A 25,076-nucleotide genomic window follows, 5' to 3' on the forward strand; every position below is an offset into this window, starting at 1 on the left:
AAAAAAATTGCATTTTCAGGGCAAAAAAGAGTAAAAATAAATAATTAAAAAGGCACTTATTGTTGCTTTTTTTTTCGGTTTAGATTGACTAAATTTGCAGCTCAATACAACAAACTACACAAATGATCCATTTCTTTGAAAACCAAAGCAAAACTGTTTTTGCCGTACAAACGCAAAACGAAATTTCAGCTCAAGACATTTCAAAATTAAACTGGCTTTTTGCCGACGCGAATAAGATCGAGAAATCTGCATTGCCAGGTTTTTTTGTTGGACCACGCGCAACTATGATTACACCTTGGAGTACAAATGCTGTAGAAATTACTCAAAACATGGGAATTTCTGGCATTATCAGAATCGAGGAATTTCATCCTGCAACGGAGGATTTTACTGATTTTGATCCAATGCTTTCTCAAAAATTCAACGAATTAGATCAAGAAATCTTCACTATTAACATTCAGCCAGAACCAATTCTGGAAATTGATGATATTGCTGCTTACAACAAAGTTGAAGGTTTAGCTTTAAGCGAAGAAGAAGTTGATTACTTAAACAATCTTTCGACTAAACTTGGAAGAAAATTAACTGATTCTGAGATTTTCGCTTTCTCACAAGCAAACTCAGAACACTGCCGTCACAAAATCTTCAACGGAACTTTTGTTATTGACGGTGAAGAAAAAGAAACTTCTCTTTTCAAATTAATCAAAAAAACATCTCAGGAAAATCCTAACGATATTGTGTCGGCTTACAAAGACAACGTTGCTTTTGTAAAAGGACCAAAAGTGCAGCAATTTGCACCAAAATCGGCAGACAAACCTGATTTTTACGAAATAAAAGAATTCGATTCGGTTATCTCATTAAAAGCCGAAACACACAATTTCCCAACAACAGTTGAGCCATTCAACGGAGCTGCAACAGGTTCTGGAGGAGAAATTCGTGACCGTTTAGCTGGAGGTCAAGGTTCTTTGCCATTAGCAGGAACTGCAGTTTACATGACTTCATATTCTCGCTTGAAAGAAGATAGAAAATGGGAAAATGCTCTTGAAGCAAGAAAATGGTTGTACCAAACACCAATGGATATTTTGATCAAAGCTTCAAACGGAGCTTCTGATTTCGGAAATAAATTTGGTCAGCCGTTAATTACAGGTTCAGTTTTAACTTTCGAACATTCAGAAAACGACCGCAAAATTGGTTACGATAAAGTGATCATGCAAGCGGGAGGAATTGGATACGGAAAACTAGATCAATCCATTAAAAAGAAACCACAAGAAGGCGATAAAATCGTAATTCTTGGTGGAGAAAATTATAGAATCGGAATGGGTGGTGCTGCAGTTTCTTCTGCAGATACTGGAGCTTTCGGTTCAGGAATTGAGTTAAATGCGATTCAGCGTTCCAATCCTGAAATGCAAAAACGTGCTGCAAACGCGATTCGCGGTTTAGTTGAAAGTGACAATAATCCAATTGTTTCTATTCACGATCACGGAGCTGGAGGACACTTAAACTGTCTTTCTGAATTGGTGGAAGAAACTGGAGGTTTGATCGATTTAGATAAATTACCAGTTGGAGACCCTACTCTTTCTGCAAAAGAAATTATTGGTAACGAATCTCAGGAAAGAATGGGATTGGTTATTGGTCAAAAAGATATTGATACTTTGCAAAGAATTGCTGATAGAGAGCGTTCGCCAATGTATCAGGTTGGAGATGTAACGGGAGATCACCGTTTTACATTCGAATCAAAATCAAATGGTTCAAAACCGATGGATTATGCTTTAGAAGATTTCTTCGGAAGTTCTCCAAAAACGGTTATGACAGACAAAACGATTGATAGAAAATATGCTGCTATTGCTTATGCAGCAAATGACTTCGAAAGCTATTTAAAAGACGTTTTACGTTTAGAAGCTGTTGCTTCAAAAGACTGGTTGACAAACAAAGTGGACCGTTGTGTTGGAGGAAAAGTGGCTAAACAGCAAAATGCAGGTCCGTTACAATTGCCTTTGAATAATGTCGGCGTTATGGCTTTGGATTATTTAGGGAAAGAAGGTATTGCAACTTCTATCGGACACGCTCCTATTGCTGCTTTGATTGATCCAGTTGCTGGGTCTAGAAATGCGATCGCCGAATCATTATCAAACATTGTTTGGGCTCCGATTAAAGATGGTTTAAAAGGTATTTCATTATCTGCCAACTGGATGTGGGCTTGTAAAAACGAAGGTGAAGACGCTCGTTTATACGCTGCTGTTGAAGGTTGTTCAGAATTTGCAATCGAATTGGGAATCAATATTCCGACAGGAAAAGATTCACTTTCGATGAAACAAAAATATCCAAACGACGAAGTAATCGCACCGGGAACGGTTATTATTTCGGCTGGAGGAAACTGTACTGATATTAGAAAAGTAGTTGAACCAGTTTTACAGAAAAACGGAGATTCTATTTATTATATCAATTTGTCTCAAGATGATTTCAAATTGGGAGGTTCTTCTTTTGCACAAATCAGAAACACAATAGGAAACGAAACATCTACAATTAAAGATGCTTCTTTCTTCAAAAATGCATTTAATACCATTCAGGAATTAATCGGAGAAAGCCAAATTTTAGCAGGTCACGATATCGGAAGTGGTGGTTTAATTACAACTTTATTAGAATTGTGTTTTGCTGATGTGAATCTTGGAGCAAAAATTGATTTCAGCGCTTTCGCGGAAAAAGACTTATTGAAAATCCTTTTCGCTGAAAACATCGGAATCGTTTTCCAAGCAAAATCTGATGCAGTTGTTGAAGCGAAATTAAATGCAAACAACATCGAATTCTTCAAAATTGGTTCAGTTCAAAATACTGCAACTTTAGAAATTGGAGATTACAAATTAGATATTCCAACTTACAGAGACGTTTGGTTTGAAACTTCTTATTTATTAGATCAAAAACAATCTAAAAACGGAACAGCAAAAGCTCGTTTTGAAAACTATAAAAATCAGGTTTTAAATTATACTTTCCCTGCACATTTTACAGGAAAAAAACCAGAAATCGATAATTCTAAACCAAGACCAAAAGCGGCTATTATTCGTGAAAAAGGAAGTAATTCTGAGCGTGAAATGGCAAATGCAATGTACTTGGCTGGATTTGATGTAAAAGATGTTCACATGACAGATTTAATTTCTGGACGTGAAACTTTAGAAGATATTCAGTTTATTGGTGCTGTTGGTGGATTCTCTAACTCTGACGTTTTAGGTTCTGCTAAAGGCTGGGCTGGAGCTTTCTTGTACAACGAGAAAGCAAAAACAACTTTAGATAATTTCTTCAAAAGAGAAGATACACTTTCTGTTGGAATCTGTAACGGATGCCAGTTGTTTATGGAATTGGAAGTGATTAATCCAGAACACGAAGTTCACGGAAAAATGCACCATAACGAAAGTAATAAACACGAAAGTATCTTTACTTCTGTAACAGTTCAAGAAAACAACTCTGTGATGTTGTCTACTTTAGCAGGAAGTACTTTAGGAGTTTGGGTTTCTCACGGAGAAGGTAAATTCAAATTGCCTTATGCAGAAGACCAATACAACATTGTTTCTAAATATGCTTACGAAGGTTATCCTGCAAACCCTAATGGTTCTGATTACAACACAGCAATGATGTGTGACAAAACAGGAAGACATTTGGTTATGATGCCTCATATTGAGCGTTCGACTTTCCAATGGAACTGGGCGCATTATCCAAAAGACAGAAATGACGAGGTTACGCCTTGGCACGAAGCTTTTGTCAATGCCAGAAAATGGATTGAGAAAAACTAAGAAATATATTTTTATGAAAAGCGCCCTAATTTATCGGGCGCTTTTTTTTGATAGCCACGAATTCACGAATTATTTTATTTTATTTTATTTTAAATAGATAATAATTCGTCGAAATCATTTAATCTATAACTATAAAAAAATAATTCGTGAATTCGTGGCTAAAAAAAACACCACGACAACTATCCCCAAATATGTCGAAGCATTTCTATATTTTCAATCCTTAAAAGCTGTTGCAATTCCGGTTACAATATTAGCAGTGCCAAAAGCAAATAATCCAGAAGCAATTGCTGCTTGTCCGGAGAAATATTGACTTTCGCGAATCACCATGCTAAAAACCGTTCCTCCTGCAAGTCCGGCAATTAAGCCCAAACCAATAGTCGAAATAATCCACCAAGGCTCTGGTTCCGGAATTGGAGGTTTCTTCAAAAAATGCCGCCACCAGCCTGGATATTTTGTACCGCACCAGCCCATCGCTAAGAAAAAAGCAGTTTCCATAGTATTTTAGTTTATATAGGGCCTACTCTTTTGCTTTTCGGCTTCCGCATTCTATCGGGATAAAAGTAAGATTTGACCTTTTGAATTAATCTATACATTTTCCTGTTTTTGAAAGGGGAAAAACACCCTTTTTTAGAATCTTAATTTCATTTAAAGAAAACCATTAATAAGCCCTAAGTCTAATTTAATAATATCTTAAGGCACTTTATTCGGCTGTAGTTCATGCGATAAATAACTTTGTCTCATGAAAAAATGGAAACAAAATTTAGTCGCTGCAATTCTACTATTTGCTATAAGCCAATCTTCTTTTAGTCAAAAAACTAATACTATAAACGGAACCGTTTCAGATGGAAAAACACCAATCGAATTTGTGGATGTTATTTTAAAGCCCGTTGCTGATACAACCAAGACAACCGCATACGCTGTTACAGATGCTACTGGAAAATTTATTCTGGAAAATATCAATCCATCAGATTATATTCTAAAACTTCGATTGATTGGTTTTAAAACATTCACTCAAAAAGTAAAATATACTGGAACTTCTATTTCACTAGGAAATATTATTTTAAAGGAAGATACCAACCTTTTAAATACTGTTGTTGTAAACTCTCAGAAAAAGCAAATTCAAAAAACCAATGAAGGTTTTGTTTTTAATGCTGTTTCCAATATTTCTCAATCCGGCGGAACAGCAATTGATATGTTGAAGAATATTCCAACTGTTTCTGTTGATGCCGATGATGCAATTTCGCTACGAGGAAAAACACCTTTGATTTTAATTAATGGAAAAAATTCTGCCATTACCAATATGAATCAGATTCCAGCAAGCAGTATTGAAAGCATCGAAATTATTACAAGTCCAACCGCAAAATATGATGCGAATGCAGAAAGCGGTATCATCAATATTAAACTGAAGAAAAACAATCTGAATGGATTAAATGGAGCCGCCGTTCTTGGAGGTGGATTTGGTGCAAAAGGAAGAATGAACAGTTCTGTTCTTTTAAATAATAAAACAGACAAATGGAATGTTGGTCTTGCTTATGACAATCGTTTTGCTGGAAGAACCAAAAGTATAAACGGCGAAAGAACCAATTATTTTATTGATGATGAACATTTCATCAATCAAAACAGACACGATGAAAGAACTGAAGGTTTACAGAACTTGAAATTCAATGCTGATTTTTCGCCTAATGAAAAAAATACTTTTTCGTTTGAAGCTCTTGGAAACATGGAGAGTCAGGATAATGACGAAACTCTAAAAACGGATATTTCTAATAGTTCTAATCAATTTTATTCCAGTAACAAACGTCATTCCTTAGAATTAGAACGTTCTAAAGCTGCGGAATTTGCTTTTAATTATGATCGAAAATTTTCTGATGAAAGAAAAAGTTTAAACGCAAGCATTACAACTTCATATAACTTTCATAGAGAAAATACGAATATTGATACTGATAATTATGATGAAAACCAGAACCTTATTGGTGATACTTTTTGGCAGCGAACGCATAATTACGAAAAAGAAAATATCTCAAATGCTATTTTAAACTATGCTTTTCCTATTGCAGCTAAATCTATGATTGAAACAGGATATAAAGGTACTTTCCGTTTCTTTAATTCTGATTTTCAAAGTGCAGATTTAATTAACAATGAATATGTCGTAAATCCTCTAGTTAGTACCATTTTTGATTTTAATGAACAAATAAATGCTGTTTATGGACTTTGGAATTCCTATTCGGGTTCAGAAGAAAACAAAAAATGGAAATACAATCTTGGACTTCGTGCTGAGCAAGTTTCAAATAATGGGAAGACAGAAAACGGAAATGATAGTTTTTCAAATCATTATTTAAAAATTTTCCCTTCGGCTTCTGTTCAACTGAATTTAAAATCAGATGAGTTTTTGAAATTGGGTTACAGCAAAAGAATTAATCGTCCAGATTTAGATGATTTAAATCCGTTTATTGATATTACCGATGCTTTGAATCCGCATGGAGGAAATCCGTACTTAAAACCTGAAATTATTCATATTGTAGAATTAAGCTATAACAAAGAATGGGATCATTATTCTTTTTCAGGAAATGCTTTTTACAGAAATGCTAATAATACTATTAGACAATATGGTATTTTACAAGATAATGGAGTCATTTTGTTACAGCCTCAAAATATTAGCAATACCGTTACGTATGGACTTGAAAGTATTTTTACTTTTAAACCTTTTTCTTTTTATGATGCCAATCTGAGCTTAACTGCTTTCCAGCAAAACATCAATGCTGGTAATCTGGATCAAGCCGAAGATTTTGTAAAAAGTGCTTTTAGCTGGTACGGAAAAATGATTAATAATTTTACTCCTTGGAAAGGCGGAAAACTTCAAGTCATTGGAAATTACAATTCTTCAGTAGCAACTGCACAAGGAAAAAGAATTCCTATTTATAATGTAGATTTGGGTTTTCAACAGAAATTAGGAAAAAGCAATGCCCGTTTGGGCTTAGTGGTAACCGATATGTTTAATACTTTAGAGAGCGGTTACAAAAACAATACTTTATTATTTAGTAATAACAGAACTTCTAAATCAGACACCCGTGCTTTGATGGTTACTTTCGCTTATACTTTTAAATCTGATTTTAAAGAAAAATTATTAGAAAATCAGTTTTCGACAGAATAAAAAAGGCTTCAAAAAGCCCTAAAAATTAAAAATTTCATTCTTGTATTTTTAAGTCATAGTTCTATTAAAAAATTGGACTATATTAGCCACAGAAAAAATGTACCACTAGATTTTTTCGAGCTCCAAAAACACTTAAACCTACATAGAATGAAATTTTTAAAATTACTTATCTGCAGCTTATTTTTAACTGCTTTTCAATTACAAGCCCAAGTTCAGGTAGATCAAATTAAACACAATTCTAAAGAGCGTTACATCACCACTACAATTGGTTATCCTGTTCAAGGAACTTACGCACCTTTAAATCAAAAACAACCTATTACGGTATTAAATCCAGATGGAACAGGTTTTATTCAAGCAGAAGATTTAAGCAAACAAAAAATCAACTGGGGAATTGAGTGTACTGAGGAAGGCGTTCCTGTTTTTAAAGAAGGATTTAACAGCGCTTCTTACACCTTCTGGTACAGACCAAATGACAGCGAAGAATGGTTTTATTCTCAATTTTCTATTCATTTTACCAAGAAAAAAATGTTCTTAATGGGTGAAAGAGTAAAAGATTATGTGGATTACAATGTTCAATAAAAGATAAAAAAGGGGCTTCTTATTAAAAATTCAGTCAATTTTATCCTTATTTTCTATAAAAAAGAAAACGTTTTCGTTGAATTTCAATAGTACTCGCAAAACTTCCGATTAAATTTTATAAATTTAAAAATCCTACCCAATTTTTATTTAATTTGCAATAATAATTCAATATATTAAACATGGTTTCAATCACACGTCTTTTTGATTTTCCCTATTATCAACAAGAAACTTACAACCTTCCCGTTGCTCTTGCTACTAAAAAAAATGGAGCATGGGAAAAAACATCTAGCCAGGAATATATTGCAAAAGCAAATGCTGTTTCGAGAGCATTATTGCGCATGGGCGTTCAGAAAGATGATAAAATTGCATTAATTTCTTCCAATAATAGAACCGAATGGAATATTATGGATATTGGTATTTTGCAGACAGGTGCTCAGAATGTTCCCATTTATCCAACCATTGCCGAGGAAGATTACGAATATATTTTAAACCATAGCGGCAGTATTTACTGTTTTGTTTCAGATGATGAAGTTTTACAAAAAGTAAATGCAATTAAAGCCAATGTTCCAACCTTAAAAGAAGTTTATTCTTTTAACGAAATTCCAGGATGTAAACACTGGAGCGAACTTTTGACTTTGGGCGCGGACGAAAGTAATCAAAATGAAGTTGAAGCTAGAAAAGACAGTATTAAAACGGAAGACTTAGCAACGATTATTTATACTTCTGGAACAACTGGAAGACCAAAAGGAGTTATGCTTTCACACCAAAACATTGTTTCGAATGTTTTAGACAGTGCACCAAGAATTCCGTTTGATCCGGGGAAAAGTACGGCTTTAAGCTTCTTGCCTATCTGTCATATTTTTGAAAGAATGATTTTATACATCTATCAATATTATGGCGTTTCGGTATATTTTGGAGAATCTATTGATAAAATCAGTGATAACTTAAAAGAAGTAAGACCAACTGTTATTACAGCCGTGCCAAGGCTTTTGGAAAAAGTATACGATAAAATTTATGCTAAAGGAGCTGAATTGACCGGCATCAAGAAAAAACTTTTTTTCTGGGCCATCGATTTAGGTTTGAAATATGAACCATACGGAGCAAACGGAGCTTGGTATGAATTCCAGTTAAAAATTGCCCGCAAATTGATTTTCAGTAAATGGAAAGAAGGTTTGGGAGGAAATCTTGATTTAATGGTTTCTGGAAGTGCCGCTTTACAGCCTCGTTTGACAAGAGTTTTTGCTGCTGCAGAAATTCCGGTCATGGAAGGTTACGGTTTAACGGAAACTTCTCCTGTAATTGCGGTTAACGACCAAAGAAACAAAGGTTTTAAAATTGGAACTGTTGGGAAACCAATTCGTAATCTGGAAGTTAAAATTGCCCAAGATGGTGAAATTTTAATAAAAGGTCCTAATGTAATGTTAGGCTACTTTAAAGATCCTGAAAAAACAGCTGAGGCTTTACAAGACGGCTATTTCCATACAGGAGATATAGGAGAAGTTGACAGTGAAGGTTTCTTAAAAATCACTGATCGTAAAAAAGAAATGTTCAAGACTTCAGGAGGTAAATATATTGCGCCACAGATGATTGAAAATGCCATGAAACAATCTCGTTTTATTGAGCAAATTATGGTTATTGGTGAAGGCGAAAAAATGCCTGGAGCTTTTATTCAGCCAAACTTCGAATTCGTAAAAGAATGGGCAAAAATCCACAAAATTACTTTAGGAAGCACCGATGCCGAAATTAGTGCTAATCCAGATGTTATTAAACGAATCGATGAAGAAGTGGAAAGCATCAATAAAAAGTTTGGACATTGGGAACAAGTAAAACGTTTTGAGCTTACTCCAGATGTTTGGTCAATCGACGGCGGACAGCTTACGCCTACGTTGAAATTAAAACGTAAAATCATTAAAGAGATTTACAAAGATCTTTATGCTAAAATTTATGGTCAGAATTAAATCAAAGTAATATAACCAAATGGAAACGGCTGTCATTAGACAGCCGTTTTTTATATCTAAAACAGGTATTTTTACTTTGAATAACTAAACATAAATCCCGTACTTTTGGTTATACAGCTACTAAAATCTAAAACTATGCCTTGGAGTTCCCTTGAACAATTATGGAAGCGTGCAATAGACCCTAAAAATGCTGATTCAAATGATGCAAACTGGGATCAAACTATTAAAACCTTATATGATATAGGCATCAGTATGGAGGACGCTTTACGTTTCTTATATTTCGAAAAACCTGATTTTAAAACCTTTAAAATATGGATCGAAAACAGAAAACGAAACGCAGTTTATGCGACCAGCGATTTAATCGAAAATGTTTTATCAGAAAAAGATCTTGAATTCTGGGATCAAAATGGTTATGTCGTTGTCAAAAATGTTATTTCAAAAAAAGATTGTGATGACACACAAAAAGCCATTTGGGAATACCTGAAAATGGATCCAAATAAAAAAGAAAGCTGGTATAACCAGCATGAAAACCAAAGAGGCCTCATGCTTAATTTTTCTGACCATGAAACTTTAAACCGTAACCGTTTTTCTCCTAAGATAAAAAAGGCATACGAACAGCTTTATAAAACTAAAAATATCTACAAAACAATAGATAAAGTAAGTTTTAATCCGCCTGAAACAGCTCATTTTACTTTTATGGGAAGTCCGCTTCATTGGGATATGAGTTTAAAAAAACCTCTTACTTTTGGGCTTCAAGGACTGCTATATTTAACCGACTGTGGCTCAAATGATGGTGCATTTCACTGTGTACCAGGATTTCATAACCAAATTAATCAATGGCTCGACGAGTTAGAACCCCATGAAAATCCAAGAACTAAAGCATTACAAACTTTAAAAGCAAAACCAATAATTGGTAATGCTGGAGATTTTATCATTTGGCACAATGCTCTACCACACTGTGCAACACCCAATAAGGGAGAAAATCCAAGAATGGTGCAGTATCTTACTTATCTTCCAAATAATTATAATGCTGCTGGAGAATGGGTTTAAATGATTTTAATTCTTCAGACACCAATGCAAGATCTTAGCGATGTTTTTAGCATCGTCAATGCCACGGTGGTGTGTTCCTTCCAGTGGAATATTCAATAATTGCAAAGCGCCATTCATTCCTGTCGATCTCTTTAAGCCAAACTTTTCGGCAAAATGTTCTTTTACATTGATATGTTCCTCTCCCATCGGATAGGGAATACCAAACGATTTACATTGCTTCGTTAGCATATTCAAATCGTATTGACCGTAACTTGCCCAAGTGTACAAATCCGGATTGTATTCGTCGATTAATAAATCTACGGCTTCTTCAAAAGAAACTCCGTTTTTGTCCAGTAAATCGGGAGTAATAGTTGTCAGTTCTGTACAAAACGGACTCACACTGGAACGCTGTGGCTTGATTAAAATGCCTTTATTCTGGCTGATTGCTCCTGTTTCTGTATCCAAAACCGCTAATCCAATTTCGATGATTTCGTTTTGCTGGCCTTTCGGGACTGCGCCCTGCCAGCATGTGGCTTCTAAATCAATAATAATGATTTTATCTGTAGTTTTCATTTTTTAAAATTTTTAAATAATTGTGTTTATATTTTTTAACCGCAAAGGGCGCAATCCCGATAGCTATCGGGATACGCAAAGAAACGCTAAGAATTGTTTCACGCAGATTTGGCAGATTTTAGCAGATTTTTTTAATCTATTAATCCTTTAATCTATGGCTAAAACTTTGCGCTTTTGCGTCTTTGCGAGATTTTTTAATCGCAAAGAGAGCAATCCCGATAGCTATCGGGTTACACAAAGGACGCTAAGGTTTTATTCTCTAGCTGATTTACCAGATTTTTTATAATCCTTTTAATCAGTGGCTAAAAAAACTTTGTGACTTAGCGCCTTTGTGGCAGAAAGATTAGAAAAACATGCTTTTAATATCTCGAAAGAAACTTCTTTTCTTAGATTTTTTTTCAGGCTTCTCTTTTTTCAGAGCATTTTTCTTTTCCATAACAGCTTTAACTTTTTCAAGCTTTTTTGCTGGTTTTGCTTCTTCTTTTTTAGACGTTTCATAAAACTTTTTGAAAGGTCTTGACTCAAAATCGACCATAATCGCCGCCATGTTTATAGCGTCAATGTTTGACAGATCTGTTTCTCCTTTAAAGAAAGTTTCAATAGGTCTGAATTTATCTTTCTTCTCCTTGAACTTATTCTTTTTGGTGTGATCAAAATCCAGAGACAGGAAGTTACTGAAGACATTCAAGTCATCCTTCGTTGGATTATTTTCGAAAATAAGCCAGCACAAATCACGAAGTTTACCACGAGAAGGCTTGTACAAATAATCAAAGTATTGCCCTCCTTTTTCTTTCTCGTATTTATTTCTAATTGCTTTTTTATATTTTTCTAGTGTATTGTTTTGCATGGTATTTTTCTTTTGCAATTCTTAGGAATCTCAGGAAAAACAAGGTTGTTCTTGAGATTCCAGTAGTCTGCAAAGCTTTAAAAACACCTTTACCTTACTGGATAAATACCTCTAAATGAGATAATCTCTAGATTTCACCTTCTCTTTCCATTGCTTAATGTGCTCCGCATTTACCTCATTAATCGAGGCAAACGCAGATTCACTAAGCTCAACTGTACCGTCCTGACCAAACTGATGGCACGACGTAAAAACTATTTCTTGATTCATCCTTAAATTTTTATTATTAAACTTAAACTATCAACATTAACTGCTAACGTTTTCTTTTTACTTTACGAAGATTTCTTTCAATTGACCAATTACGTTTCCACCGCCGGATATAGTGATTTCACCAATCTTATCTGCGATTTTTTCCACGTATTCCATCTCTTTCAACTTCCACAACATTTCGTTTTCTTCCATCAGCTTTGCTGTGTTTAATAAACTTCTTGTTGAAGCAGTTTCTTCTCTTCTCATGATGCTGTTCGCCTGTGCTTTTTTCTCTGCAACCAAAACCTGATTCATGATTTCTTTCATATCACCTGGAAGAATTACATCTCTTATTCCGGCATCTGAAATTTTCAAACCTAAGTTTTCAATTTTTGAAGCCACTTCTGCCAAAATTTCTTCGGCAATAGCATCTTTTTTGTTTAACAATTCATCCAAGGTCAAACCTCCGATAAAAGCTCTTAAAGCCAATTGCATTGCTACATACAATTGCTTTTCAAAGTCCTTGTTTTCTATCAAAGCTTTCATGATATCAACCACTTGGTATCTCACAAAGAAATTGATTCTCAATCCTGCTTTATCTTTAGTCAACAATTCCTGACCTGATATTTCAACTTGCTGTTGTCTCATATCGATTGTTTTTACTTCGATTGTAATCGCGTTGTTCCAGAAGTAATGCGTTCCAGATTTCAACTCTTTTACAAAAGTTCCGTTTACAAACAACAATGCTTTATCATTGCTTGCTACCACAAACTTTCTTACGAAATATCTCATTTTTACATTTTCCAATAAGTTTACCTTAATGTCTTCTGTGATTTCGATTTTTGACAAATCAGCTTTTGTGAATTCATTTTTCACAATTCCTTTCCAGAAAGCATATCTTCCTGGAGTTAAAACTTCTTTAAAGTTTCCGTTCACGAACTGTAATACAATTTCGTTATCGGCAACCTCAACAATTTCAAGCATTGAAGCCAAAACTTCATTCTCCAATAAAATATTCAATTCAAATGGAGCCTGAAAAACGGCATTCATATCGTAGATTAACACATTTTTGTTTCCAAAAATCCAGTGTAAACCTTCTTCTAATACTTTCACTAATTTTCTGTTCTCGAAGACCAAGCCCGCTTGGTATGCTGCGATATTAATTTTCTTTATCATGGTTATTTTCTTTCAGGTTTCAGGTTTAAAGTTTCATGTTCCGAAATCTATAAAAACCCTCATCCTCTATTATCTTTATTCTATTCTCTATTCTCTTTACTCTAATTTTATAAAAACCTCCTTGCCTTTATCCTCCGAAAAAAGCGGGTGAAAAGTTGTCCTTTGTTTACCTGAGTCGTTTGCGATTATCTTTTGTCTTCATGATCCCCAAATCATTTTAACAATCAAACCGAAAAGAAAACAAGTGTTTCAAAAAACAGTACTTTCCGCACTGGCTTTATCATGAGTGTGAAATTTCAGTCCCGAAGCCTCGGGATGGAATTCTTAGTTTCACTGACAAAGACAAATCAGTTTTTCTAACTGGTCATCTTTTTAAGAGTGATGGTCTCTACTGTTTACAGATTTTCAGTCTGTTGACTTACCAATTTGTCTAACCGAGTTATACTCGGTGCAGGACTCGAACCTACATAAACACTCTAATGTTCTATCCTGATTGAACTACCACATTACTGCGAGTGGGATTCGAACCCACAACCCTTAGATCCCTTGTGTGTGATAGTTTTTTGGAAAACCATCAAAACCTCCAAATCAAGTTGCATAGAAAAACATAATCCGCTCCTGCGAAAAGTTCCCTACAATGGTGCTATACAGAAACACTCAACCGGACTTGTTTGATATTTTTAAACAAAGCCTAAACTTTGTTGTATTTCAGTTTTTAAAAGAACTTCTTTTATTTCTTATTCAAATATTCAAATTACACTGCGCAGTTATTTTGCGCAGTGCAAAATTTTATTTAATCCATTCAATAACAGTTGACAAATAAACTTGCCTCACCTCTTCAAATCGGGTTATGTTAGGAATATGATTTACTTCTAATAAATATTTAGTACCATCTTTGGCTACGATGTAATCGTTTCCAATCATATCCATTTGCAAAGTGTTCCTGATGCAAATCGTATCTTCTAACAAGTCCTGATCTACAGTCATAAAAGTCGCATCGTCCGGATGAATTGATTTTAACCAGTCGTCGCCTTCCAGTTTAATCTGCCAATAGGTATCGCCAATCATCATGATTCGAACAGCTTCTCCTTCATAAAAAGGTTCGATGGTAGCAGTAAATTCACTTTCCCACTCTCCTGTAAAACGATGTTTGTTTTCGCCACAATGCCAGTTTCCCCATTTCGCAACAGTATCACCCGTTGTATTGACAGAAGCGCCGGCACTTACAAATCCGCGTGGAGCACTAAATCTGGAAAGAGATAAAGCTTTTACCAGACACGGAATTTTAAATCGGCAATCCAACATCGCAGAAGCTTTTGGATAACAATCGCCACCCCAGATCGCAAGACCTGCAATAAAGTCAAAGTCATTATCATAAATTCCGTAATAGACCACTTTATCAACCGGCAACATGCCAATTCCGTTAGATTTTTCTATATATAGAATTTCATCTTTCACTACAATTTTTGGTATCGACTGATGCCAGATAATGTGTCCCGAATATTGGGCTTTTATGATGTCATATTCTTCCTGTTCAATTCCAACAAGCGCTATTCTATTGTATAAATGTTTCATAACTTTTACTTTTTTAATGTTACTTTTTTTGCCACTAAGACTCAAAGGCACAAATATTTAATTTGATTCTTTCATTTTGTGACTTTGCGTGAAAAATGCTCGTCAGCTTTCTTAAATTACTTTGTCAATATCTCGCAAAGACGCAATTTTTATTTACTTATGTCTTTGAGCCTTTGTGGCAAAATCCTTTAAACTACTTCCATTTTTAATCGTTTAATACCAAAATCTGATTTTCTTAATTTGCACATTCTATCGTCTGAAATATGATGGAAAACAATTCCCTCAATATCATTTTCCAATAAGAACATTTTCAATTCGTCAAAATCAAAACTTAGAGAATCAAATACTTCTGAACCGTGTTTAACTAAAGTATGTTTTTCTAAGTTTTCAGGGTTTCCCTGTACTTTTGGCCCGCATAATTCGTAGGTTCCATCTGCTTTCAATTCTAAATGATCAAAACCTTCAAAGAAATGTTTATCCTCAGACTTTATACGATCACATTTTACCCAATGTGGATGATGACCTGTAATTACATCTGCTTCCTGACACGGAATTGCATTCGCTGGAATTGTACGTCCTTTTTTAGCATCAAATCGTTTGAATAATTCTCCGTCAATGATTGCTACCGCTGTACCGTCAAATTTTCTAGTTGCAATTGCTTCACCGTTCATTACCCAGTCATTTTCTGCGTTTAACTTGTTTACTACTCTTGCTAAATCGTTTGGATCTTTAGCGAATAATGTGCTTATCTTTTTCATTACTATTTTTTTTAAAAATTTGCCACTAAGGCTCAAAGGCACTAAGTTTTTTTCTTTGCGTCTTGGCGACTTTGTGCCTTCGTGGCATTTTCAATATTTGTCTGGGAAGCAGGATTCGAACCTGCGACCTCCCGCGTCCAAGGCAGGTAAACAACCACCGTTATCTTCCCAGTTTTTCTAAGATTCTGAGTTGCTAAGATTCTAAGAGACTAAGTTTTTTTCCAAATCTTTGAATCTAGGCCTTATCAGCATCTAAAATTCTGAGAGTCTCAGTATCTTAGAACCTCAGCATCTTAAAAAAAAGCGGTTCATACGGGAATCGAACCCGTTTCTCCCGAGAGACAATCGGGAAGGTTAGCCAGTAACCCCAATGAACCTGTTCCTTCTAGAGAACGAGTGATTTTGGAAGGATTCGAACCTTCGACCATCTGCTTAGAAGGCAGACGCTCTATCCAACTGAGCTACAAAATCATTTATTTTTTGTTTTGCCACGAAGGCGCTAAGCCACTAAGTCTTTTTTTACGCTTATTAAATCTTTGCGACTTTGTGCCTTCGCGGCAAAACTATAGGCATAAAAAAAAGCACCCGATCAAAGGTGCTTTACAAAATTCAACGTGATATAACTATCCTATTGCCTATATTGATGCACCTGCATTGTGAAACGTCCAAGATCGAATCTTGCGCTTCCTGGTAATCCGTATGATATTTTATTTTGTAAAGCCATTTTATATACTGTATTATATTTTAAAAATTCTTGTTATTATTTGAAACGCTGTGTTTCAATTTTGTTCGGCAAAGATAATGTCTAAAAAATCATATTTCCAAATATTTTTTAAGATTATTTTTCTGATTTTCAGATAGTTAAACTTAAAATTAAAACAGAGAAAATCCTGTCCGCAAACTGGTGCAGATTCATCTTTTTATCAAATGACTGTTACTCATTAGATTACTTCTCAAGATTATATTTCGCTATTTTGATTAGTCATTAAACATTTGGTCAATTATTTTTTTAGTTTTTTTAGTTAATATTTCTTTTTAATCATTTTTCAATCTCCTTTTTGTACTATTCGACGAAATCAAATTGTCTAAAACAAAAAAAGCGTCCTACAATGTGGACGCTTTTTCTATTTTATGATGAGTTTGACTCTAAATTTTACATTTTAATTTCATAAAAATACATATAGCATCCTGATACTTTAGCCGGAAGTGATCCTGCTAAGTGGTCAAAATATTTTGCTGTTGAAAGTCTCATATGTATTTTTCTGTTTTTTAATTACGGGGACAAATGTAGTATATTTTGTGATAATTTAACAAATTTTTCTGAAATTAAATTATTTACAACAAAGTATTCCGCAAATTAATATCTATGTGATTTGATTTTTAATTGGTATTTCAATCTTGAAATTAATTCTATTTAGACACGAATTTTACAGAAGCAATCTCTTAATTTTTGAAGAACATTTTGTAAAGCGAAATAATATAGTCAATTGCGTCTGCTAGTTTGGATTATCAAAAGATGTGAGACAAAAACAATTGGAACAATGCAAGCGGGTAAGTAAATAAATGGGAATTGCAATACCGCAATATTGGGCTGGTCAAATGCTAATAATTGTAAAGGTAATGGAGATGAAAGTATAGCAATAGCAACAATTGTTGTCAAAGAAACAAGTCCCAATATATTCCAAATCAAAATGAATATTTTGGACAATCTGTTTTTTGTGCGCCAAGAATAGAACAGTAAAAACAATGCCATTATACCAATCAGTATATCAAAATTCCAGCCTTTAAAAGTCATTAAAATGGGAACCTTTTTTAGAAGAAACAATTTATAAAGTACCAATTCGACTGGTAATCGAAGTGTATGAATGGCTAATAATAAGTTGATATTGAGCTTATTTTTATTTACTGTTTTAAATAGAAACATCGATAAGCAGATTGAAGCCAACATTACTGCTAAAAATCTTGGTGGCTTTACCGAAGTGTTTGTAAAATATCCGCTATACGAAACTACACCCACTATTAGTATCCATAGAGGAATTACAAGCAAAACCCTTTTGTTCTTACCTGTTCCGTAATAAAATAGGAGAAAAGACAAAAGAGTTATGATAATAAAAATTAATGATAGCATAGCAAATGTTTAATGACCGAACTGTCTTAAATGATGATCGGTATGTTTGTAAACATAATTCCCAATTTGTTCTGTTGTCATTTTTCCGAAAAACGGATGAATGAATTTGTAGTTGGAGAACGTTGCATAAGCCTGCAAAAGTTCAATCCATTTGGTTCGTTCGTTTTCAAAATTTCCTGTACCTGTAACTTTCATTTCGGGATGTGTGGGCTGATTTTTTTTTATTGGGTCTTCGTTTTTTAGAATGCCTTTTAAAGCCAAACCTCCAAATAATTTGCCAATAAATAAACGCTTATACAATTTCTTGCCCAGAAACATTTCTTCGCTCAATGTGCAATGTTTCAGCATTTGGTAAGCATCCATTTTTCCCCATTGGGCTTTACTGGTTGTTTGTAATGAATTTATTCTGCTTACTAATTCCGCAACGGTTTTGGCGTCAAATATTGTTTTCATTTTCCATTTCTTTAAAGTTTTATTTTGTGAAGTATTAACCATGCAAACCTACATTCATCAAAAAAAATAAAACTTGCCATAGGGCAAGAAAACTATTTGCCTGAAATTTCTTTTCGAATACGACTTAATGAAGTGTCAGTAATACCCAAATAGGTAGCAATATATTTTAGGGAAATATTTTGGACAATATGTGGTTTTTCTTTTACAAGCTTTATGTATCTCTCTTTGGCTTGATCTGCAATCATAGATACACTTTGCTTTTTCAATAAAAAATAACTGTTTACGAGTGTGGTTCGTCCTTGTTCTCTAAAACTTTGTATACTGTGAAAAAGTTGCTGAAAAGTTTCAAAGTCTAACTGCCAGCACACACAATCTGTTAAAGCCTGAATGTTTTCTCTAGTTGGGTTTCTAAGAAAAAAAGAAGTCCAGTCGATAACAATATCTCCAACGGTATAGAAATTTGTGGTAATGTCATTGCCTTTTGTATCTACCACATAAGAACGCACAAAACCACTTTCAATAAACCAATAATGATTTTCGGTTTTTCCTTCGTTTAACAGATAATCATTCTGTGAAAAAGTTACTTGTTTGAATTTAGAAATAATCGTTTCCAACTCTTCGTTTGAAAAGTCATTCACTTTAAAAATATTTTTCAAAAAATGTTGTTCTATCATGCGTTATTTGGTTGTAGAATGTTTGATTTTGTGCCAACGTTCTTCGTTATCCATCAACAAGTAAATTTACTGCATATTTAAATAATCGGATATAATAATTTTATTCCGTTTCCTATTTGTTTTTTGAAATTATAATAAGACCTAACAGGTTTTTGAAACCTGTTAGGTCTTTCTCAAATCAAAATCTTAAACGTACGTCTTATCAATCTGCCCCAAAATAGTCGGGGCCTGAATTTCATTGTCTTTGACAAACAACAAAACTTTAGAAATTACCTCAGCCGATTTTGGATTATCATCTGTAAATGGAAGGAACAAACATCCTCAGTACTTCCAAAAAACAAATTGGAACTGTCAGAAAAAGAATAACACAATAAAGCTTTTTTTTAATCGCTTAAAAGAATATAGATAAAACCGTCTTTTATATTTGTAATACTAAGAAATCGTCATTTTTACTGCTAATATATGTTTGCAGATTCCGCGTTTTCCCTGATAAGCCGTAAACCAGTCACAGGTACATCTTTGCAACTCATTGTCAATAATCACTTTATGCACTACGCCTGAACCTTTTACTTTGGCTTCAATATAATTGGCTTTTCGTTCTGTTATTTCTACTTCTTCGTTATCAATCAGTTTTTTGGCATTTTTAAGTCTTGGGTTCAAAGACAAAATACGTTCTGTTTTAAACGGAAGACGTCGATAAAAATGGGCTTTTTCACTTAAATCATATCCTAATAATCCCATTGAAGATAAATTAGAAGTTAAGTTATCCATAGTTCCAAAATCAATATCATTTTCTATAGAAAGCATGGTTGGATCAAACATTTCATTTGATTTTAATAAACTGTTTAAACCATAAACCCATTCTATTGGTAAATTTTCAGTCATGGTTTCCAATACATTTCCTTCACCCGAAAATCCTCGGTAGGAATCTGGAGAAAAAGCCATCAGTAACTGCATTTTCCCAAACTCACAAACAATCGCACAGGTTTGTTTATCATCAGATTCGTAAATAAAAATCTTATCGACAATCGCCAAAATTCCTTCTAACAAACGTAGTCTTTGTACTCCGCCAATTCTAACTCCGTCTGGTGTAGCTAAAGTCGAAAACATAAATTTTCCGGCTCTTTTGGTTATAAAGAAATCACCTTTTACATTTCCTTTTGGCAAACTTTGAAATAGCTGAATCGTTTGAATTTTATTGAGTTCGAATTTCAAATCCATATCAGCCAGATAGAGCTGAACACTTGTTAAGCCTTTTATCCAGCGCATGGGTAACGTTACTTTTTTCTCGACTACTTTTGCTTTGCTGGTAATCACCTGAACGTCCTGCTGACCAACGGCAAGGGTTACTTTTTCATTTTTCTGAATGGCATTCAGTGCATTCAGCATTGGATCGTTAAAATCTACATTGGTAGTTCCGTTTGCTATAAATTCGCCATCAACAGCTTCAGGTTTCATATCCAGTCTAACATAAACTCCGTTGCAGGACGAAAATCCTTCAAAACGAAGTCTCTCTGATCCGGCAGAAACAATTGGGTCACGAAGGCTTGGCGGAATCGGCCCAAAACTTGAACGAACGACTTTAGCAATCGTACTCCAGCATTTTGCCGTTACATAAGGATCTGTAAGACTTCCCCAGAAAAAACACGGAATATTATTGACTTCTTCAATTTCGGTTTGATGTGCCAAAACCAAATTATTGACACCTTTTGTTTTGCTATAAGTCGAAACTCCTTTATAATTATATTGTAAATCTGTCATTTTCTTTATTTTAAAATTTGCTTAATCAATGATTTAAGCGATGCATTATCTTTCCATTTTTCAAAAAAGGCAATGGCTTTTTCTGATGGCTTTTGATTGACTTTAATTAAAACATCAACATAATTTTCGACCATTTTCTTGAAATTTGTCGGAAGCTTATCTTTAACATCCAAACGGGCAAAAAAGACATCAAAAAACTGGAACAAAGCACTATTGTGCAATAAAGAAATATCTTTCAGCATAATTATTCCATCTGTTAATCTTGAAAAAGCACCATATTTCTCAGAGGCTAGAAATGCTGTTTTTTCAGCCAATTTTTTAATATCAACAATTTGTTTTTCAATCAGGTTAATCAAAGTTTCAGAAGCAAATAATCTTAAATCTTTTTTCTCCTGGAAAAAACAGGTGGCAAACAACATCATACTGTTTTCAGAAAACCTAAATTCGGGTCTGTTCATTACATCCAGAAAACCTTTTAATTCAGGTTTTGAACCGTCTGTCACTCTACAATTATTCAACAATGTCACTGCTAATGCATCTGAATTTTGCGGAGTCAAACTGTGCCAATAATTGGTGTTTCCGGCATAATTTAAACAGTAATCCCAACTGTTTGATCTCGTATAAATATCCTGACTGTAAATGAGATAATTTGGAATTTTGGTATAGTTGGGCATATCAAAACGCAGTTCGTACCAAGATGCTGATCTTTCTTTTTCTTTCGTTTGATAGTTTCTCCACTCATTCCATTGTTCTTTCATTCTTATCTCGGGCACAAATGGAGAAACCACAAATGGAACTTCTTTTAAATAGGTATTCTCAAATTCTGCAAATGTACTGTCTGGATAAAATGTTCTCGCTACAACCGCCCATAAAGACAGCATTCCGGTTTCTTTGGTGGTTTTACCTAATGTTGCCAATAGTTTTGAAACCAACGAAACGGAATCAATCGTTAGTTTGTCTTCTCTACCTAAAGCAAATGATAAAAGCGGTTTCAATTCGCCTTCAATCTGATCTAATAACGGAATAGCTTCTTCTACATTTTCTCTTGGCATTCTGGCAATCGCAATCGCCAAATCCAGATTATCAATCTCTTCATTTGTTTTTTGATAAGCAATCACCCTTTCTAACAAAACTTTGGGCGCCACCCAATACGGTTTATGACTTGGAAAAGAAAGCAATGGCAACTTAGAATTTAAGTCTATTTTTTGCTGTACTTTTTCCAATAAAGGTTTGATTAAAAGATTGGTATTTATTTTTGAATAATGTTTAAATCGACTGTCAAATCCAGCATTAATATTTGCGATTTTTTGGGATAAAAACGACTTCATCACATTTTTGTGATTCGATTCAAAATAATGCTTTTGAAGCTGTTTTTCGTAAGGCTGTAACTGTGAGTTATAATCTTCGGGAAATAAATCTCTCTGCTGAATATAGGTATTCATCAGGATTTCGGTATCAAGAGCTTCCTCAGAGCCGATGAAATTTCCAAACTGAAACAAAATTTCATTCCAGTCCTTTGGCAATGTTACTTCTTCTGTCAGCAACAATTCTTTTTTTGCTTTGAATTGGTATTCTTCAAAACCAGTATCATCAGCAATCAATGAACCTTCATCCATAAACTGACTTAACCCAGATTTGATATTTCCCTGCATTAAAGTCACGTATGAACTCAATTTTTCTTTCAATGCTTTATCTTTTGTCAAACCAATTTTTACAAGGACTTTGCTTGCTCGTTCTTGTAAAGTTAAATCGGCAATTACAAAAATATCAGCAATGACTGAAGCAATTTGATTGTTTAATTTCGGATTGGCTTTGCTTATTTTTTCTAAAATTGGCAATACGCTTTTTATTCCTGCTTTACAATCACTTCTCATCATCATTGGCTCCAGCCATTCTAAAAATGATTTGGTTTTGAATTTAGGATGACTGTAGATTTTCTTTATCAATTCGATTCCGTAACTCGTAATAGGTGCATAGGCATTGTGTAAAAACGAAAATATATTTTCCTGAAAAGCAACCAGTTCATCTTCTGTCGAATTAAACTCTTCGATTCTTTTTCTGAAAAAAGATTTAAGGTTGTTATTCCATTCCTTGGTTTGAATCTGAATGGCATTCTCAAAAAAGAAAGCACGATCCATTTTTTTCTGATCTAATAATTCTTTGTAAATAATTGCCCAAGTACTAAACTCATCATGTTTTTGCTTGTCATTATCCCGAAACGAAATCGTATGAAGAATAGTTTCATAATTAAACATCTCTGGAATATCTCTTTGATACGCTTTTTTATCTTCTAAAACTTTTGCGATAAAAGCTCTCGATTTGACTCTAGCACGCCATTCGTTAGTATTGGCAAGACATAACGCATACAATTCTGAATTGAACTGCATCAGACCCAATTCTTCAAATTGACGTAGAATATAATAGCTAAAACTCAACCAGTCTGATCTTCTCACTTTTTCGAGAATAAAAGTTTCCAGCCAGTTTGGTTTTGCCCATTGAAGAACTTCTAATACATAAGGTTTGTTATCCGCCTCATCTAACAATTGAAGCGCTTCATCCCACGAATTAATATCGGTTTTGTCAAATAAGGCAATACCGCTTAACGTGATGATTTCTTTTTGTAAAAAATCTCCTCTCGTTCCCCATGAAGATCCCCAATTGTTATTGGTTTTGTTCTTTCTGAGAAATTCAGGTTCTTTAGACAAATCGATGTATTGTGTCCAATATCTTTTATTTTTCTTAATGTGTTTCTTTAAAGCTTCAATATTTCCTTTTGAATTTTCTTTTAAGAAAGGCAACAACAGCTTGATATCTTTTCCTTTAATAATATCGTCGTACTCCTGTAAAACGGCAACAGAATTAGCTTCTTTAGCCGTTTTAGGTTTAGCAACAACAGTAACTTCCCCACTTTCAGAATATCCTTTTTTTATTTTTTCATTTAATAATTTTTCGGCTACTCTTAAGCATTCTTCATCAGTACCAAAACTCTTGGTCTGTGAAGTTCCAGACGTTCCGTTTTTACCATAAGTTACCATAAATTCAAATCCGGTAACATTTATTTCCCAGAACTTATCTGAATTACCTTCAATATATTTAAGTCTTTTTTTCATTGTGCTGTAAAGGTTTATCTTTCAATTGGACACGGATTTTACGGATTCGCTAACGCGAAACGCAGATTATTTTAACACATAGAAACATAGATTAAAAAGCTTATCAAAGTCGTTTCACTTTACAATAAAAAACATAGCTATGTGTGAGAAACTAGTTTCTTTTTGTCTCCTTTTTTGAGAAACTTAAAGCTATGTTTCTATGTGTTTCATTAGTTTGTTCTTTTAAGAATACTTTGTAGAGCTGAAAAAGGGATCTCATTAATCTAATTCAGCACGTGAAAATAAATCACGAATTAAACTGTCATTTTCACATGCTTCTTTAAAAGATAGAATGAACTTTTTTAGTGCATCTGCATCTGAGGAATAAGCGCAAAACATACTTCCTTCAGGGTCTAATTTAACTACTTCCCTTAATTCGGGTTTTTGTTCTTCTAAAAATACAGTTGCTAGTGAACCCCAATCATAACCGTTTCCTTCAAAACCTTCTTCTTCTCTTGATTGGAAAATTTCAATTTTATATTGCCCTACATTTAAACATACCGAAACACTTTTTCCGTGTTCGACCCAAAAGAATGGTTTAATTGATTCGTTAAAGTTATTAGTGTCCATATTGTTCAGGAACATATTTGATGTAAGAGACGAGGCAGATTCCAAATCTTTTTCACAGGAATTTACCCAGCTTTTTGCCGTATTATCTCCTAATAAGGCACTCTTTTTAAAATAAGGAAGGGCTTTGTCTTGTTTGTATTGGCAATAATAAGCATAACCTACACGGAAATTCCACAATGCATCTTCTGCTCCTTTTTCACTTTCTGATAAAAGGATTTTAAGAGCTTTGTCATACGCTGAATCATTGTTATAGGCTCGTCCTAAATGACCTTTTAATTCAAAAGTTAATTCTTTTTCGGGCATTCCTTCAAGGGTATGAATTATTTGATTGTGTTCGTCCAATTCATACCATTCATTTAATTGCGCTATAAGGTTCATTGTTGCTGGATTAGTTTAGTTATATAATTTATTTTAATGTTGTTTGTTGCTAATTTGTTGCTTTTGTTAGTTTATCATGATGAGATAATATTAAAATTTCAGGTTACTCTTCTGCGGGCAAGAACGTCCTACATGTAAACTTTATAAATTTTTAAATAAAATGTAACCAACTCCTTGTCAGTTAAAAATATCAAAATCAAAAAATGACAAAAGCTTTTAAAAGCTATAATTACGTCAAAATAAGTTTCAATTGTATAAAATAATTTGTGCCCCAAGAAACAGTTAATTGACAAAG

The 25,076-nt window shown here is 34.0% G+C and carries 19 protein-coding genes and 2 tRNA genes; 6 read left to right on the forward strand and 15 right to left on the reverse strand.

All coding sequences use genetic code 11. The features are described from left to right. Positions 1-122 precede the first annotated feature (122 nt). Complete coding sequence (gene purL / locus P2W65_RS23545; protein ID WP_289661916.1) at positions 123-3,776, forward strand: phosphoribosylformylglycinamidine synthase; 3,654 nt, start codon at positions 123-125, stop codon at positions 3,774-3,776. Between the two features lie 213 nt (positions 3,777-3,989). Here purL and P2W65_RS23550 read toward each other — a convergent pair whose 3' ends face one another. Next, positions 3,990-4,271 carry a hypothetical protein gene (locus tag P2W65_RS23550; protein ID WP_179002819.1) on the reverse strand — a complete coding sequence of 94 codons (282 nt, stop codon included), beginning with the start codon at positions 4,269-4,271 and terminating at the stop codon, positions 3,990-3,992. Between the two features lie 244 nt (positions 4,272-4,515). Here P2W65_RS23550 and P2W65_RS23555 point away from each other — a divergent pair, with 244 nt between their 5' ends. From P2W65_RS23555 to P2W65_RS23570, 4 genes are all read left to right on the forward strand, one after another. After that, positions 4,516-6,927, forward strand: coding sequence for a TonB-dependent receptor (locus P2W65_RS23555; RefSeq protein ID WP_289661917.1), 2,412 nt, complete (start codon positions 4,516-4,518; stop codon positions 6,925-6,927). 147 nt (positions 6,928-7,074) lie between these two features. Next, positions 7,075-7,506 (forward strand): hypothetical protein, encoded by a 432-nt coding sequence (locus tag P2W65_RS23560; RefSeq protein WP_179002817.1) that lies wholly within the window; start codon positions 7,075-7,077, stop codon positions 7,504-7,506. Between the two features lie 179 nt (positions 7,507-7,685). Then, a complete protein-coding gene (locus P2W65_RS23565; RefSeq protein WP_289661918.1) occupies positions 7,686-9,464 on the forward strand; it encodes an AMP-dependent synthetase/ligase in 1,779 nt (592 codons plus the stop codon). Positions 9,465-9,599: 135 nt separating this feature from the next. Beyond that, positions 9,600-10,514 (forward strand): phytanoyl-CoA dioxygenase family protein, encoded by a 915-nt coding sequence (locus tag P2W65_RS23570; protein WP_289661920.1) that lies wholly within the window; start codon positions 9,600-9,602, stop codon positions 10,512-10,514. Between the two features lie 6 nt (positions 10,515-10,520). On the opposite strand, the gene P2W65_RS23575 is transcribed toward P2W65_RS23570, so the two are convergent. From P2W65_RS23575 to P2W65_RS25460, 8 genes are all read right to left on the reverse strand, one after another. After that, positions 10,521-11,066: a 3'-5' exonuclease gene (locus P2W65_RS23575; protein WP_289661921.1), complete on the reverse strand. Its 546-nt coding sequence runs from the start codon at positions 11,064-11,066 to the stop codon at positions 10,521-10,523. Between the two features lie 343 nt (positions 11,067-11,409). Continuing rightward, positions 11,410-11,913 carry a hypothetical protein gene (locus P2W65_RS23580; protein ID WP_289661922.1) on the reverse strand — a complete coding sequence of 168 codons (504 nt, stop codon included), beginning with the start codon at positions 11,911-11,913 and terminating at the stop codon, positions 11,410-11,412. 324 nt (positions 11,914-12,237) lie between these two features. Next, positions 12,238-13,335: a slipin family protein gene (locus P2W65_RS23585; protein WP_289661923.1), complete on the reverse strand. Its 1,098-nt coding sequence runs from the start codon at positions 13,333-13,335 to the stop codon at positions 12,238-12,240. Positions 13,336-14,124: 789 nt separating this feature from the next. After that, positions 14,125-14,910 carry an ATP-grasp domain-containing protein gene (locus tag P2W65_RS23590; RefSeq protein ID WP_289661924.1) on the reverse strand — a complete coding sequence of 262 codons (786 nt, stop codon included), beginning with the start codon at positions 14,908-14,910 and terminating at the stop codon, positions 14,125-14,127. 188 nt (positions 14,911-15,098) lie between these two features. After that, entirely contained in the window at positions 15,099-15,668 is a 570-nt protein-coding gene (locus tag P2W65_RS23595) for a hypothetical protein (protein WP_289661926.1), read from the reverse strand. 100 nt (positions 15,669-15,768) lie between these two features. Then, positions 15,769-15,840: transfer RNA gene (locus P2W65_RS23600), tRNA-Pro, on the reverse strand. A 225-nt stretch (positions 15,841-16,065) separates the two neighbouring features. Further along, a tRNA-Arg gene (locus tag P2W65_RS23605) sits at positions 16,066-16,139 on the reverse strand. A gap of 1,012 nt (positions 16,140-17,151) precedes the next feature. Further along, positions 17,152-17,616 carry a DUF8737 domain-containing protein gene (locus P2W65_RS25460; RefSeq protein WP_491844606.1) on the reverse strand — a complete coding sequence of 155 codons (465 nt, stop codon included), beginning with the start codon at positions 17,614-17,616 and terminating at the stop codon, positions 17,152-17,154. Between P2W65_RS25460 and P2W65_RS23610 the strand changes: the two genes are divergently transcribed. Then, positions 17,555-17,743 carry a hypothetical protein gene (locus P2W65_RS23610; RefSeq protein WP_289661928.1) on the forward strand — a complete coding sequence of 63 codons (189 nt, stop codon included), beginning with the start codon at positions 17,555-17,557 and terminating at the stop codon, positions 17,741-17,743. The genes P2W65_RS25460 and P2W65_RS23610 overlap by 62 nt on opposite strands. 62 nt (positions 17,744-17,805) lie before the next feature. Here P2W65_RS23610 and P2W65_RS23615 read toward each other — a convergent pair whose 3' ends face one another. From P2W65_RS23615 to P2W65_RS23635, 6 genes are all read right to left on the reverse strand, one after another. After that, positions 17,806-18,249, reverse strand: a complete 444-nt coding sequence (locus P2W65_RS23615; RefSeq protein WP_289661929.1) for a DUF1569 domain-containing protein — start codon at positions 18,247-18,249, stop codon at positions 17,806-17,808. A 92-nt stretch (positions 18,250-18,341) separates the two neighbouring features. After that, complete coding sequence (locus tag P2W65_RS23620; RefSeq protein ID WP_289661930.1) at positions 18,342-18,923, reverse strand: Crp/Fnr family transcriptional regulator; 582 nt, start codon at positions 18,921-18,923, stop codon at positions 18,342-18,344. 186 nt (positions 18,924-19,109) lie between these two features. Beyond that, positions 19,110-19,238: a DUF7737 domain-containing protein gene (locus P2W65_RS25445; protein ID WP_434783350.1), complete on the reverse strand. Its 129-nt coding sequence runs from the start codon at positions 19,236-19,238 to the stop codon at positions 19,110-19,112. Positions 19,239-19,355: 117 nt separating this feature from the next. Beyond that, positions 19,356-20,684 carry an SWIM zinc finger family protein gene (locus tag P2W65_RS23625; protein ID WP_289661932.1) on the reverse strand — a complete coding sequence of 443 codons (1,329 nt, stop codon included), beginning with the start codon at positions 20,682-20,684 and terminating at the stop codon, positions 19,356-19,358. Positions 20,685-20,689: 5 nt separating this feature from the next. After that, positions 20,690-23,794, reverse strand: a complete 3,105-nt coding sequence (locus P2W65_RS23630; protein WP_289661933.1) for a DUF6493 family protein — start codon at positions 23,792-23,794, stop codon at positions 20,690-20,692. 258 nt (positions 23,795-24,052) lie between these two features. Then, positions 24,053-24,781 carry an immunity 51 family protein gene (locus P2W65_RS23635; RefSeq protein ID WP_289661934.1) on the reverse strand — a complete coding sequence of 243 codons (729 nt, stop codon included), beginning with the start codon at positions 24,779-24,781 and terminating at the stop codon, positions 24,053-24,055. Positions 24,782-25,076: the final 295 nt, after the last annotated feature.

The sequence above is a fragment of the Flavobacterium panacagri genome (genome assembly GCF_030378165.1).
Lineage (GTDB): Bacteria > Bacteroidota > Bacteroidia > Flavobacteriales > Flavobacteriaceae > Flavobacterium > Flavobacterium panacagri.